Here is a 13,996-nt window from a genome sequence, read left to right as displayed (position 1 = left end):
ACCCCACCAGGTGATGCTGGTGGGGTTTTTTGCTTTGTGGCTTTCGATGCGAAGTCCTTTCAAGCCGCCTGCACGTTGTCCCACAGCTTGTCATGCAGGGGCATCAGCAGCACATTGCACACGGGTTCCAGCACGGCCGCCATGCCGCCGAACGCCATCGAACCGGTGGCGACGAACATCACGAGGAATGCCACCACCATGTGCATGCCGGTCTGGCTGATCTTTTCCAGGCTGCGCATCAGGGTGCGGCGATGTCCGGTGGTCCCATGGGCCTTGCGCGCCCAGGCGCGTTCGTGGAAAGGCAGCAGCAGCACGTTCAGGACCGGCTCCACCAGAACGGCCAGTCCGCCCAGCGCGATCGACCCGGTGCAGGCATAGGCGATGACGAAACCGATCGCCATGTGGGCGATGACTTGACTGCTCTTGCGCGCGACGACCATGGAAGAACTCCTGCTTTGACCTGATGAGGTAAATGATACCCATTCTCATCTTCTCCGGCCAATCGGATCGTTCGAACCGCGCGATAGCTCCGCCCTATGATGGCTTGCGCAAGGCGAGCAGACGTTCCAGCAGCGGTTCGGCGGCATCGGCGATGCGGTCCAGGCTCGCTTCGCGCAGCGCCGTCGCGTCCACCGCGTGCGCGCTGTGCAGGCCGGCCCAGCGCAGCAGGGCGGCACAGGCGGCGGCGTTGTCGAACAAGCCGTGCAGGTAGGTGCCGAGGATCTGCCCATCGTCCGAGCAGGCGCCCTCCGGCCGCCCGTCGATGCGGAATGCGGGCCGCTGCAGCGCGGGCCCGCTCGACGTGCCCATGTGGATCTCGTAGCCGCCCACGGCAGCGTCCAGCGCATCGGCGGCGAACGCGCAGTGGCCGCTCACTTGCGCGAGCCGCTTCTCCCGCGTGAGCACCGTGTCGACATCCAGCAGGCCCAGGGCGGCGGAGCTTCCCGCCGTGCCTTCGACGCCGTGCGGATCGTCGACCTGGCGGCCCAGCATCTGGAAGCCGCCGCAGATGCCGATCACCTTGCCGCCGTAGCGCAGGTGGCGGCGCAGCGCTTCCGGCCAACCCTGGCGCTGCAGCCAGGCCAGGTCGCCGCGGGTGTTCTTGCTGCCCGGGAGGATGACGAGGTCCGCGCCGGGAATCGCCTCTCCCTCACGCACGAAGCGCAGGTCGACGTCCGGATGCGCACGCAGCGGGTCGAAGTCCGTGTGATTGCTCATGCGCGGTGTGCTGGGGACGACAACGCGGAACCTGCCGTCGCGCCGGGTCACGCCCTGCACCGCATCCTCGGCATCCAGGTACAGCCCGTGCAGGTAGGGCAGTACCGCCAGCACGGGCTTGCCGGTCTGCGCTTCCAGCCAGTGGAGTCCCGGTTCCAGCAGCTTGATGTCGCCGCGGAAGCGGTTGATGACGAAGCCGATCACGCGCGCCCGTTCGCTGTCGGACAGGCAGGAAAGCGTGCCGACCAGGTGGGCGAACACGCCGCCGCGGTCGATGTCGGCCACCAGCACGACGGGGCAGTCGACCGCTTCGGCGAAGCCCATGTTGGCGATGTCGCGCGCGCGCAGGTTGATCTCGGCCGGGCTGCCGGCGCCTTCGACGATCACGGCCTCGTACTGCGCGCGCAGGCGCGCATGCGATTCCAGCACGGCGCCCATCGCCACCGTCTTGTACTGGTGGTAGTCGCGCGCGTTCATCTCGGCGCGCACGCGGCCGTGGATGATGACCTGGGCGCCGATGTCGCTCGACGGCTTGAGCAGCACCGGGTTCATGTCCGTATGCGGTGCGATGCCGGCGGCGATCGCCTGCAGCGCCTGGGCGCGGCCGATTTCCCCGCCGTCGGCCGTGACGGCGCTGTTCAGCGCCATGTTCTGCGGCTTGAACGGCGCCACCCGCACGCCGCGCCGGCGCAGCAGGCGGCACAGGGCGGCGACCACGGTGCTCTTGCCCGCATCCGAGGTCGTGCCCTGCACCATCAGGGTGGCGTATGGGAAGCCGCTCATGGCTTCGGCTTTGCGCCGCGGTGCTGGCGCGCGATCTCCAGCTTCTCGCACAGCTGCTCGGCGCCAGCGATCATGCGCGGGCCGGCGCGGTTCACCAGGTTGCCGTCGATCGTGAACAGGTTGTCGTTACGGACCGCGGCCAGGTTCGGATAGGGCTTCCACAGGTTCACGCCGCCGTAGTTCTTCTCGGCGGTGGCGAAGATCGCTTCCGGGTTCTCCTGCAGCACGCCTTCGATGGAAACCACGGGGGCCGTCACGTTCAGCTTGGCGAAGACGTTCTCGCCGCCGCACAGGCGCAGCGCGTCGCTGACGATCTGCTTGCCGTTGAGCGTGTACAGCGGCTTGTCCCAGACCTGGTAGAAGGTGCGCACGACGGGGCGGTTGGCGTAGCGCCGGCGCAGGTCGCCGATCCGCTTGCGCAGGTCGGCGGCGGCGGGGCCGGCCACGGCATCCGTCCCCATCAATTGGCCCAGCTTGGCCACGTTGTCCGCGATGTCTTCCAGCTTCTGCGGCTCGCTGTGGAACATCGGCACGCCCAGCTGCTTGACGACGTCGATCTGGCGCTCGGAACTACCGTGGCGCCAGACCACGACGAGGTCGGGTTTCAGCGCGATGATGCGTTCCAGGTCGAGTTCGCGGTTCGATCCCACCTGCTGGATCTTCTTCGCCTCCTCGGGAAAGTCGCTGTACGACACCACGCCCACGACGTGGCTGCCGCCGCCCGCGGCGAACAGCAACTCGGTGATGTGCGGCGCCAGCGAAATCACGCGCATTGCCGGCTTCTGCACGGTGACGGTATTGCCGGCGTCGTCCTTGACGGTGACGGCGGCGTTGGCATACAGGCTTGCGGCCATCAAGGTGGCCAGGAAGATCGGTCGTTTCATCGTTCGGTCCATTCTCGGGTCCACTCTTGCAATGCGTGTTCGATGCGGCGCCAGTGCGCCTCGGGGGCGGGCAGGCCGACGCGGATGCCGCGCGCGGCTTCCCGGAACAGGCGTACCCAGATCGCGCGGCGTGCCATGTGGTCGTGGAACGCTTCCGCTCGTGCTTCCGGCCACCAGTGGAACAGCGGCGTGCCGCCGGCCGCGATGCCGGCGCCGGCCAGCAGCGCGCGCATGCGCGCGCCGTCGCGTGCCAGCCGTTCCTGCGTCGCGCGCTGCCAGGCGCCGTCGTGCAATGCCGCGATGGCGATTTCCTGGGCCGGTCCGCTGACGGCCCACGGTCCGAGCAAGTCTTCCAGCGCCTGCAGCAAGGCCGGTGCGGCGCCGACGAAGCCCAGGCGCAGGCCGGCCAGGCCGAAGAATTTGCCCACCGAGCGCAATACGATCAGCCCATCCGCGCCCGCGTGGGCCGCGATGCTGAGCGAACGCGCCGTGTCGCCGAACGCTTCGTCGACGACGAGCCAGCCGCCGCGCGCCGCCAGGCGCGCATGCCAGTCCAGCAGCCGTTCGGGCGCCACTACTGCGCCGGTCGGATTGTTCGGGTTGCAGACGACGAGTACGTCGCTGGACTCGACCGCCGCATCGAGCGCATCGTACGGAATCTGGCGCAATTGGTGGCCGTGGCGCCCCCAGTGGTGGGCGTGTTCCGCATACGATGGCGCCGCGACGGTCACGCGTGCCGGTGGGCGCAGGCGCGGCAAGGCCTGGATCGCGGCCTGGGTGCCGGCCACGGGCTGCAGCAGCGGCGCGCCGTAGTAGTCGCAGGCGGCGCGCACGAGGTCCGGGCTCGGTTCGGGCAGGCGCTGCCAGGCATCCGGCGACGGCGCCGGTGCCGGATAGCCGACCGGGTTGATGCCGGTCGACAGGTCGATCCAGTCGTCGCCGCCGTAGTGCAGCCGGGCGGCGCGCAGGTTGCCGCCGTGTTCAAGCATGGGGGCCTCCCGCCAGGATGAGCGCGGCGGCGATGGCGGCGCCGATCCACAGCAGCGTGGTGCGCCACACGAGGCGCCAGGCGCGCACGATGTCCACGCCGCGCGCGGCGGGACCGCTGCCCAGCACGGGGCGTTGTTCGACCTCGCCGTCGTACACGGCGGCGCCGCCCAGCGACACGCCCAGGGCGCCGGCGCCGCTGGCCATCACGGGGCCGGCATTCGGGCTGCTCCATTGCGGCGCCTGGGCGCGCCAGCAGCGCCAGGCGCGCAAGCGGCCGCCGTCGGCCAGCAGCACGTAGGACAGCGCGGTCAGGCGCGCCGGCACATAGTTCAGGACGTCGTCGATGCGCGCGGCCACGCGGCCGAACAGGTTGAAGCGCTCGTTGCGATAGCCCCACATGGCATCGAGCGTGTTCGCCAGGCGGAACAGCACGGCGCCGGCGCCGCCGCCGACGAGGAACCAGAACAGCGTGCCGAACACGGCATCGTTGCCGTTTTCCAGCAGCGACTCGGCGCCGGCCTTGGCCAGGTCGGCCTCGTTCGCCTGCGCCGTATCGCGGCTGACGATGCGCGAGGTCAGCCAGCGCGCGCGCGCCAGATCGCCGTCCGCGAGCGCAGCGTGGATCGGCAGCGTATGGTCGCGCAGGCTGCGCAGGCCGATGCAGAAGTACAGCAGCAGCGCGTGCAGCGCCAGGCCTGCGCCGCCCGGCAATGCGCATGCGTACCAGGCCAGCGCGGACAGGGGCAGCACGGCCAGCGTCCAGGCGAGCAGGCCGCGTCCGATGCGCATGGTCCCGCGGTTCAGCCGCCGCTCCAGCCGGTGCGCCAGGTTGCCGAAGCCGACCAGCGGATGCCAGCGCCGCGCTTCTCCCAGCAGCAGGTCGAGCGCCACCCCGGCCGCCAGCAGCAGCGCCAGGGTCAGGGGCGGCAGGCCGCTCAGCACGGCGCGCCTTTCAGCGCCAGCGGCAGGCCGGCCGCCACGAACAGCACGCGTTCGCAGCGCGCGGCCACGTCCTGGTGCAGGCGTCCCGCCTCGTCGACGAAGGCGCGTGAGATGGCGCCGTAGGGCACGACGCCCATGCCCACTTCGTTGGACACGAACACGACGTCGCCCTCGCAGGGAGCATCGAGCCAGTCCAGCAGCGCGCGGCGCTCCTGGTGGAACAGCGGCGCCAGGTCGATCGGGCCCACCTCCGGATAATCCTGGTGCGTGGAGAACATCAGGTTCGTGAGCCACAGCGTCAGGCAGTCGACCAGCACGATGCGCCCCGGGGCGCACAAGCCGCGCAGGGTGTCGGCCAGCGCCGTCGGTTCCTCCACCGTGCGCCAGTCGCAGGGACGGCGCGCGCGGTGGTGGGCGATGCGCTCGGCCATTTCGCCGTCGCCCGCGCGCGAGGTGGCCAGGTACACGACTTCTTTACCGGAGTCGCGCGCGAGGCGTTCCGCCAGCGCGCTCTTGCCGGAACGGGCGCCGCCCAGGACCAGGGTGCGGCTCATGGTGCCACTCATGGCGCCGCTCCGAACAGGGTGGCCGCCGCCGCCGGGTTCGAGGCGAAGAAGCCGTGGAAGTAGGAGGCCGTGAGCGAGCCGGCGCGGTAGACCGCTTCGCCCTGCGCGCCGGACGGATGCTTCGTCGTCCATGCCACGGGTTCGGCCGGCGTGTCCAGCAGCGAGTAGTGGAAGGTATGGCCGCGCAATTCCCCGGCGGCGGTCGGCATCGCCTGCGGGCCCAGGCCGGCCAGGCGCGCCTGCATGCGCACGCGGCCCGGCAGCAGGGCGGGCATGGGCCAGGTCAGGCCGTCCTTGTCGGTGATCGATTCGGACACGGCCATCATGCCGCCGCATTCGGCCAGGATCGGCGTGCCGGCGCGGTGCAGGGCGCGGATCGATTCCTGCCAGCGCGCCGCGCGCGCCAGCGTGGCGCCGTGCAGTTCCGGATAGCCGCCCGGCAGGTAGACGGCATCGGCGCCTTCCGGCACCGGCTCGTCCGCCAGCGGGGAAAAGAAGCGCAGCTCGGCGCCCAGCGCGTGCAGCACGTCGACGTTGGCCGGATACAGGAAGCAGAACGCGGCGTCGCGGGCGATCGCCACCGTCTTCCCGGCGAGCAGCGGCGCAATGGGCTCTGCCGGTACGCTGGCCGGCATGCGCGGCGCCAGCGCGTCCCACGCCTGGCGGTCCAGCTGCAGGCCGTCGGCCAGCGCGTCGAGCATGGCGTCCAGGCCGTCGACGTCGTCCGGCGTCACCAGGCCCAGGTGGCGTTCCGGCAGGCGCTGCGCCTGTTTCGGCAGTGTCGCCAGCAGCGCAATGTCGCGCAGCGAAGCGGCGACCATGCGCGCGTGGCCCTCGCTGGCGATGCGGTTCGCGACCACGCCGGCCAGCTGCACGGGACCGTAGTCGCGCAAGCCCATCACGACGGCGCCGGCGGTCTGCGCCATGGCCGACGCATCGATGACGGCCAGCACGGGAAGGTCGAACGCGCGCGCCAGGTCGGCCGCCGACGGATTGCCGTCGTACAGGCCCATCACGCCTTCGACCAGCACCACGTCGGCGTCCAGCGCCGCCTGCGCCAGGCGCTGGCGGCAGGCTTCCGGCCCGACCATCCACAAATCGAGCGAATGGACCTTGTCGCCGCTGGCCCGTTCCAGCAGCATCGGGTCGATGAAGTCGGGACCGCACTTGAACACGCGCACGCGCTGGCCTTCGCGTCTGAACTTGCGCGCCAGCGCCGCCGTGACGGACGTCTTGCCTTGTCCGGACGCGATCGCCGCGACCATGACCATGCGTGCACCTGGCATCCTCATCACCACTCCGTTCCCGCTTGCGCCCCGATGCCCGCCTTGAACGCGTGCTTGACGACGTTCATCTCGGTGACCGTGTCGGCGATGTCGACCAGCTCCGGCGGCGCCGCGCGTCCCGTGATCACCACGTGCTGCATGATGGGGCGCTCGAGCAGGTCGGCGATCACCTCGTGCACGTCGAGGTAGCGGTATTTCAGGGCGATGTTCAGTTCGTCCAGCACCACCAGGCCGTAGGCCGGGTCTGTGAGGAAGCGGCGCGCCTGTTCCCAGGCTTCGCGCGCCTTGGCGATGTCGCGCTCGCGGTCCTGGGTTTCCCAGGTATAGCCTTCGCCCATCGCGTGGAAGCTGACTTCGTCGGGAAAGCGGCGCAGGAACTGTTCTTCGCCTGTGGCCATGGCGCCCTTGATGAACTGGACCACGCCGACCTTTATGCCGTGGCCCAGCGCGCGCACGGCCATGCCGAAGGCGCTCGAGCTCTTGCCCTTGCCGTTGCCGGTATTGACGATGATGATGCCGATCTTCTTGTCGGCGGCCGCGATCTTCGCGTCGATGACGGCCTTCTTGCGCTCCATGCGCTCGCGGTGGCGCCGGTTCAGCGCATCCTGCGCGGCGTTCTGTTCGGAACTCGTATCGGTCATTGGGATACCTCCAGGGGAATGAAGATGCGCCGGCCTCCATGCTCGATCATCTCGATGGGGTGGCACAGATAGTCGCTCAGCAGGTCGGCGCGCAGCGTGTCGCGCGCGGGACCGGCGTGCCAGCGGCCGGCGCCGTCCAGCAGCAGGGCGTGGGTCGAGATGCCATCGGCCAGCGTCAGGTCGTGGCCGATGGCGACGACGGTCTTGCCGCGCTCGCGGCACAGGCGCGCCAGCAGCGACATCACGCTCACCTGGTGCGCCAGGTCGAGCGCGTTGGCCGGTTCGTCCAGCAGCAGCAGGGGCGTGTCCTGGGCCAGCAGGGCGGCGATGGCCACGCGCTGGCGCTCGCCGCCGGACAGGGTACGGACGTCGCGCGCGGCCAGGTGCGCGACTTCCATCGCGTCCAGGGCATCGTGGGCCGCTGTATGGTCGTCGCTGCCTTCCCAGTAGCGCTTGCCGTGGTAAGGGTGGCGCGCCGACAGCACGGTCTCGAGCACGCTGTAGGCGAACGCGTCCTGGCGCGCCTGGGCCAGGTAGGCGCGCTGGCGCGCCAGCGCTTCCAGCGGCCAGTCGCTCAGCGCGCGGCCGTCGATCTCGACGGTGCCGGACGCGGGCGCCTGCAGCCCGGCCAGCGTGCGCATCAGCGTGCTCTTGCCGGCGCCGTTGCGCCCGATGATGCTCCAGCATTCGCCGGCGCCGACTTGCCAGTCCAGGTTCTGCACGAGGGTGCGGCCGGCAACCTGCAGGTTCAATGCGCGGGTGGCGATCATGGGGCTCATTTGCGCAACTGGTGCAATTGGTAGAGGAAGACGGGCGCGCCGATCAGCGCGGTGATGGCGCCTACCGGCAGCTGCGTCGGCGCGATCACGGTACGCGCCAGGGTATCGCACAGCACCAGCAAGCCGCCGCCCGCCAGCACCGCCGACGGGATCAGCACGCGGTGGTCGGGACCGAACGCGAAGCGGCAGGCGTGCGGCACGATCAAGCCGACGAAGCCGATCGAGCCGGCCGAGTTCACCGCGCTGGCGGTCAGCAGGGCCGAGATGAAGAACAGGCCCTTGCGCAGCGCGCCGACGCGGATGCCCAGCGTGGCCGCGCCGTCCGCATGCAGGGCCAGCATGTTCAGCGCGCGCGCATTGCGCAGCGCGAACGCCAGGCCCACGGCCAGCACGATCCAGGGGAGCAGGCGTAGCGGCACGCCGGATAAATCGCCGATCATCCAGAACACCATGCTGCGCAGGCGGCTTTCCGGTGCAACGGACAGCATCAGCGTGACGAGGGCCATGCTGGCCGACATCAGGATCACGCCCGTCAGCAGCAATTGCGAACTGCCGCCTTCCGCGGCGGAGCCGTGGCGCAGGTCGCGCCGCGCCAGCACGTACAGCAGCAGCGAGATGGCGACGGCGCCCCCGATGGCCGCCGCGTCGACGGTGGCCGCCGCGCACATCATCAGCAGGGCGAACAGCGCGCCGACCGAGGCGCCGGCGGAAATACCCAGCACGTACGGGTCGGCCAGCGGGTTGCGCAGCAGCGCCTGCATCATGACGCCGGCCAGGGCCAGCGCGCCGCCCGTCGCGAAGGCCATCAGCGCGCGGGTGGCGCGCAGCGCGACCAGGGAGGCGGCCAGCGTGTCCGTGCGGCCTTCCAGCGCCTGCATCAGCGCGCCCGGCAACTCCCCCGGTGCCACCGCGACCGAGCCGCTCATGCCGGCCACGAGCAGGCTGGCGATGGACAGGCAGGCGAGCACGCCGACGATGAGGACGGCGCGGCGGCGAAGGGGAACGTTGGCGTGCATGCGTGGACGAAGGCGGATCGATGGTTAGCGGATGCCGTAGCGCAGCGCCGCGAACCAGGTCTGGCCGGCGGTACGGTAGTTGCGCGCCAGCTCGTAGCGCTTGTCGCCGACGTTTTCCACGCGCAGCAGCAGCGACCAGTCGGGGCTGACGTGCCAGCTAGTGTACAGGTTCACGAGACCGTAGCCGCCCAGGCGGTTGCGGTTGGCGGCGTCGTCGAAGCGGTCGCCGGCGCCCTGCACCTCGGCGCCGACGGCGACCGGGCCGACCGTGTAGTCGGCGGCCAGCGTGGCGTGGCGCTTGGCGCGGCGCGCCAGGCGCTTGCCGGTGGTGTCGTCGCGCGGATCCTGGACGTCGGCGCTGGCGCGCAGGTCCAGGTTGCCGAAGCGGCGGTCGGCTTCCAGCGTCAGGCCTTCCAGCGTGGCGCGGTTGACGTTGTAGGCGCAGCTGCCGGTGGCGGCGGGGCAGGGCGTGACGTTGACGAGCATGTCGGTCAGGCGGTTGTGGTAGTAGTTCGCCTTCAGCTCCGTGCCGGCCACGTTCCAGCGCAGGCCTACCTCGGCGTTCTTGCCCTGTTCCGGCTTGTTGGTCGGCAGGCCGTAGCCGGGGTAGTACAGTTCGTTGAAGGTCGGGGCGCGGAAGCTGGTGCCGACGCTGGCGGTGGCGCGCAGGTCCTTGGTGAACTCGTAGCCGTAGCCGGCCGCGCCCGTCGTCTTGGAGCCGTACACCGAGTGGTCGTTGCGCACGCTGACGTCGACCAGGTGGCTGCCACGGCGCATGTCGTACGACGCCGCCACCGAATTGGTGACGCGCGCGCGGGTGAGGGCTTCGCTGGAGCTGGACAGCACGTCTTCCTTGCGGTGGCCGACCAGCACCTGCAGCGTGTCGGAGCCGACGTCGAAGGTGTTCTGCCAGGTGTATTCGTCCTGGCGGGTATTGATCTGGCTGATGCCGGACGCCGTGAAGCTGCCCGACTTGTCGTTCGAGCGCGCGGCCTGCAGGGTGCTGTGCCACCAGGGCAGGATGCGGTCGTTGGCGAACACCGCATAGCTTTCCAGCTCCTGCAGGTTGTGCGTGTCATAGGCCGCGCTGCCGTTGTCGTATTGCGCGTTCAGGCGGCTCTTGAGCAGCTGGGCGCCGATCTCGTGGCCCGGCGCGACCTGCAACGCGATACGGCCGTTGAAGCTGTTGCGGGTATAGCCGTCGTCGTCGCGGTTGTAGCTGCTGCCCACGCCCGGCCGGGTGGCGTTGAAGCCCCGCGACTCCTCGTGGGCGCCGCTCAGCGCGTAGCTGACCGAATGCTCGCCGCCCGTCGAGCCGGAAACTCCGGCGTCGTACTGGTTGCTGCCGTAGGTGCCGCCGCCGCCGCTGGCGACGAACGCCGGCTGGCCATCGCTCTTGCGGGTGAAGATCTGGACCACGCCGCCGATGGCGTCGGCGCCGTACAGGGAGCTCAGGGGGCCGTAGACGACCTCGATGTGGTCGATCGAGGACAGCGGGATCGCGTTCCAGCTGGCGCTGCCGGTCGTGGAGGAGCCCACGCGCACGCCGTCGACCAGGACGACGACCTGGTTCGCGTTCGAACCGCGCAGGTAGACGCTGGTGTTGGTGCCGGCGCCGCCGTTGCGGACGATCTCGATGCCGCGCTGGCGGCGCAGCACGTCGGCGACGGAGCCCAGGCCCGAGCGGGTGATCTCGTCGCGGCCGATGACGGTGACGTCGGCGATCACGTCCTCGGCACGCTGCGGGGTGCGCGACGCGGTGACGACGACGGTCTCGGGGTTGGCGGTATCGGCGAAGGCGCAGGGAGAAGCAATGGCGAATGCGAGCGCCACCGCGGCTGCCAGGCGTGAAACTTGAAGATGCATGATGTTCTAATGTCGGACAACCGGCCGACGTCCCCGTCGGCCAGATGAACAGAAGTGCACGGCAGGCCGTGCGCTTCCACCTTTTGGCCGGTATCCGGGCTGGCGAGTATGGCCGTCCGACCTTCCCATGCGATGCACAGTGGTCGTGAGGACGGTTGCCGCGCGAACGCGTTCGCGATGCGGCACTTGCTTACCGTTGCGGGGGCAGCACACCTTGCGTTTCGCCGATGCGGCGACGACGTCGTGTTTCCCGTTTAACTGCGCCCGAGAATACGGGCGCGAGCACCAAAACGGCGCCATTATAAGGGTTTTACCGGATGTCCAGTACCTGCAGCTCGCCGTAGCCGATACGGTGCGGCGTGCTGGCCGCGTCCAGCGCTGCCTGTTCGAGGGAGAGGCCGGGCCGCATCGCCAGCAGCAGGCGGATGGTGCCGGCGTGGCAGATCACCAGTGCTTCGGTCGCCTCTGCGGCCAGCAGCGCGGCGCGGAAGGCGGCCACGCGGCGCGCCACGTCCATCACGTTCTCGGCGCCGCCGGGGCGGTAGTGGAGCAGGTCGGCGTTCCAGGCGTCGACATCCGTGCGCGGGATCTCCGACCACGACCGCATCTCCCAGGCGCCGAAATCCATCTCGGCCAGGCGCGCATCGACGTGCAATGCGGCGGGCGTGAGCGCGCTGGCCAGGTCGCGGCACCGCCGCAAAGGGCTCGTGTAGACGGGCAGGCTGCCGGGCAGGCCGGCTTCCAGCAGCGCCGCCAGGACCTGGTCCAGCGCGGCGGCGTCGGCCGGCACGTCGCTGGCGCCGTAGCACAGGCCGTGGTCGACGGCGGGGCGCGGATGGCGCAGTAGGTGCAGCTTCATGCGGGCCAGGCGCCGTAGCCCAGCGTCGCCAGGATCGCGGCATAGATCGCCACTTCGGCCAGCTGCTGCACGGCGCCCAGGCAGTCGCCCGTGTAGCCGCCCAGGCGCACCACGAGTTTGCGGCCCAGCCACAGCGCGGCGCCGGCTGCGGCCACGATGGCCGCCAGCACGGCCCCGGGCGCGATCCAGCCCCCGGCCAGCAGCACGGCCGCCGGCAAGGCGCAAGTCAACGCGGCGATGGAGAATTCGCCGGTGCTCATCTGCTGGGCGAGCGGCTTGGCCTTGCCTTCGCCGCGCACGTAGTCGAGCTTCCAGATGAGCGCCGTCGCGGCGAGGCGCGACAGCGGATGGGCGAGGCACAGCGCGGCCACGGCCAGCAACGGGGGCAATGCGGCGAGCAGTACCAGCTTCGCGGCCAGCATGCAGACGATGCCGATCGCGCCGTAGGCGCCGACGCGCGAATCCTTCATGATTTCCAGCACGCGCTCGCGCGTCATGCCGCCGCCCAGGCCATCGCAGGTGTCGGCGAAGCCGTCTTCGTGGAAGGCGCCCGTGACATAGATCGAGGCCGCGGTCGACAGGACGGCCGCCGCCGGCGCCGGCAGCACCAGTGCCGCGGCGAAGTAGACGGCGGCGGCGATGACGCCGACCACGCAGCCGACCAGGGGGAAATAACGCGACGCATGCTGCAGCCAGCTCGCCTCGAAGCCGACCCACGCCGGGATCGGCAGCCGCGTGAAGAATTGCAGGGCGATGAAGAAGAGGCGGACCTGCTGCATGGCGGCGCGACCGGTCGGGTTCAGGCGTCGGCCGATTTTTCGCTGACGCTCGCGGAGGCGAACGTCGCCATCTGCGCCAGGAAGTTGGCGGCCGCGTGCAGCAGCGGCAGTGCCAGCGCGGCACCCGTGCCTTCGCCCAGGCGCAGGCCCAGCTGCAGCAGCGGGGCGGCGCCCAGCTGGCCGAGCATGCGGCGGTGGCCCGCTTCGTCCGAGCAGTGCGCGAACACGCAGTAGTCCAGGACCGCCGGCGCCACGCGCGCGGCGACCAGCAGGGCGCTGGTGACGATGAAGCCGTCGATCAGCAGCACCTTGCGCAGTTCCGCCGCCTTCAGCATGGCGCCGACCATCATCGCGATCTCGAAGCCTCCGAAGGTGGCCAGCACGGCGAGCGGTTCGTCGACGCCTTCATGGCGCTCGACCGCTGCCTCGATCACGCGCTGCTTGTGCAGCACGCCTTCTGGCGACAGGCCGGTACCGGCGCCGACGCACGCGGCGACGGGCACGCCCGTCAGCTTGTGCATCAGGGCCGCGGCGGCCGTCGTGTTCCCGATGCCCATCTCGCCGAAGCCGACGACGTTGCCGGGCAGGGCGGCGACGATGGCCGCGCCATGTTCCAGCGCGGCCGCGCATTGTTCGGCGCTCATCGCCGGTTCGACGGCGAAGTTGCGCGTGCCGTGGGCGATCTTGCGGTCGACCAGGCCGTCGCGTGCGCCGAAATCATGGTGCACACCGGCATCGACGACGTGCAGCGCGCAGCCGCTCTGGCGCGCAAATACATTGATCGCCGCGCCGTCGGCCAGGAAGTTTTCGACCATCTGCCAGGTGACGTCCTGCGGATAGGCGGAGATGCCTTCCGCGACGACGCCGTGGTCGGCCGCGAACACGACGATGGCGGGGCGGTCGATGGCCACTGCCGTCGTCTGCTGGATCAGGCCCAGGCGCTTTGCAAGGGTTTCGAGCGTGCCGAGGCTGCCGAGCGGCTTGGTCTTGTTGTTGATGGCGTCGTCGAGGGCGGCCGCCAGGGTAGGGTTGGCCGTCGGGGCAATGGTCGGAATGCGCATACGAGAGTCGGTCATATAAAGGCGGCAAAGATAGCACACTGGAAACGCATGGGCCGGCCGACGCTATCTGGAAGAAGCGGAGAACCCCGTGTTGTACGCGGGGCGCATTTTCTGAAAATCACCTCTTGCGGACCTGCTCATCCGTTTGCTATAGTTCGCTTCCTGCTTCTGCAGCACAAGAAAAGCTGAACGAAATCAAGTAGTTGAGCTAGGTGTTTTGATAACACCGCTAGCGCTGAAGAAAAAGAGGGGTTGACGAGTCAGGTAGTTTGCTTCATACTCTCGTTCCTCTGCTGCTGACGAACAAAACGATTCGCAGAACGCAG

The 13,996-nt window shown here is 69.8% G+C and carries 14 protein-coding genes and 1 riboswitch; all 14 genes read right to left on the bottom strand.

The features are described 5' to 3' along the window. Positions 1–59: 59 nt before the first annotated feature. Positions 60–440 carry a DUF2061 domain-containing protein gene (locus QPK32_RS26200; RefSeq protein WP_290415715.1) on the bottom strand — a complete coding sequence of 127 codons (381 nt, stop codon included), beginning with the start codon at positions 438–440 and terminating at the stop codon, positions 60–62. A gap of 94 nt (positions 441–534) precedes the next feature. Then, the gene (locus QPK32_RS26195) at positions 535–2,001 is read right to left on the bottom strand and encodes a cobyric acid synthase (protein ID WP_290415714.1); all 1,467 of its coding nucleotides are present in this window, start codon (positions 1,999–2,001) and stop codon (positions 535–537) included. Beyond that, positions 1,998–2,885 (bottom strand): cobalamin-binding protein, encoded by an 888-nt coding sequence (locus QPK32_RS26190; RefSeq protein ID WP_290415713.1) that lies wholly within the window; start codon positions 2,883–2,885, stop codon positions 1,998–2,000. The genes QPK32_RS26195 and QPK32_RS26190 overlap by 4 nt, the downstream gene beginning before the upstream one ends. Next, positions 2,882–3,874 (bottom strand): threonine-phosphate decarboxylase CobD, encoded by a 993-nt coding sequence (gene cobD, locus QPK32_RS26185; protein WP_290415712.1) that lies wholly within the window; start codon positions 3,872–3,874, stop codon positions 2,882–2,884. Before cobD ends, QPK32_RS26190 begins: the two co-directional genes overlap by 4 nt. Then, positions 3,867–4,817, bottom strand: coding sequence for an adenosylcobinamide-phosphate synthase CbiB (gene cbiB / locus QPK32_RS26180; protein ID WP_290415711.1), 951 nt, complete (start codon positions 4,815–4,817; stop codon positions 3,867–3,869). Before cbiB ends, cobD begins: the two co-directional genes overlap by 8 nt. Continuing rightward, on the bottom strand, positions 4,811–5,371 hold the full coding sequence (cobU, locus tag QPK32_RS26175) for a bifunctional adenosylcobinamide kinase/adenosylcobinamide-phosphate guanylyltransferase (RefSeq protein ID WP_290415710.1): 561 nt from the start codon (positions 5,369–5,371) through the stop codon (positions 4,811–4,813). Before cobU ends, cbiB begins: the two co-directional genes overlap by 7 nt. A gap of 8 nt (positions 5,372–5,379) precedes the next feature. Continuing rightward, positions 5,380–6,669: a cobyrinate a,c-diamide synthase gene (locus QPK32_RS26170; protein WP_290415716.1), complete on the bottom strand. Its 1,290-nt coding sequence runs from the start codon at positions 6,667–6,669 to the stop codon at positions 5,380–5,382. Positions 6,670–6,674: 5 nt separating this feature from the next. Further along, entirely contained in the window at positions 6,675–7,310 is a 636-nt protein-coding gene (cobO, locus tag QPK32_RS26165; protein ID WP_290415709.1) for a cob(I)yrinic acid a,c-diamide adenosyltransferase, read from the bottom strand. After that, on the bottom strand, positions 7,307–8,080 hold the full coding sequence (locus QPK32_RS26160; protein ID WP_290415708.1) for an ABC transporter ATP-binding protein: 774 nt from the start codon (positions 8,078–8,080) through the stop codon (positions 7,307–7,309). The genes cobO and QPK32_RS26160 overlap by 4 nt, the downstream gene beginning before the upstream one ends. 5 nt (positions 8,081–8,085) lie before the next feature. Then, the gene (locus QPK32_RS26155; protein ID WP_290415707.1) at positions 8,086–9,105 is read right to left on the bottom strand and encodes an iron ABC transporter permease; all 1,020 of its coding nucleotides are present in this window, start codon (positions 9,103–9,105) and stop codon (positions 8,086–8,088) included. A 24-nt stretch (positions 9,106–9,129) separates the two neighbouring features. Next, entirely contained in the window at positions 9,130–10,971 is a 1,842-nt protein-coding gene (locus tag QPK32_RS26150) for a TonB-dependent receptor domain-containing protein (protein WP_290415706.1), read from the bottom strand. Positions 10,972–11,038: 67 nt separating this feature from the next. Next, a riboswitch (cobalamin riboswitch) is annotated at positions 11,039–11,276 on the bottom strand. A gap of 5 nt (positions 11,277–11,281) precedes the next feature. After that, positions 11,282–11,830, bottom strand: a complete 549-nt coding sequence (locus QPK32_RS26145; RefSeq protein WP_290415705.1) for a histidine phosphatase family protein — start codon at positions 11,828–11,830, stop codon at positions 11,282–11,284. Then, on the bottom strand, positions 11,827–12,609 hold the full coding sequence (locus QPK32_RS26140) for an adenosylcobinamide-GDP ribazoletransferase (RefSeq protein ID WP_290415704.1): 783 nt from the start codon (positions 12,607–12,609) through the stop codon (positions 11,827–11,829). Before QPK32_RS26140 ends, QPK32_RS26145 begins: the two co-directional genes overlap by 4 nt. Positions 12,610–12,629: 20 nt before the next feature. Further along, positions 12,630–13,670: a nicotinate-nucleotide--dimethylbenzimidazole phosphoribosyltransferase gene (cobT, locus tag QPK32_RS26135; protein WP_290415703.1), complete on the bottom strand. Its 1,041-nt coding sequence runs from the start codon at positions 13,668–13,670 to the stop codon at positions 12,630–12,632. Between the last annotated feature and the right edge of the window lie 326 nt (positions 13,671–13,996).

The sequence above is a fragment of the Massilia sp. YIM B02763 genome, from assembly GCF_030412015.1.
GTDB lineage: Bacteria > Pseudomonadota > Gammaproteobacteria > Burkholderiales > Burkholderiaceae_D > Telluria.
The sequence above is the reverse complement of the archived record's forward strand: the minus strand, read 5'-3'. Positions and strand labels throughout refer to the sequence as shown.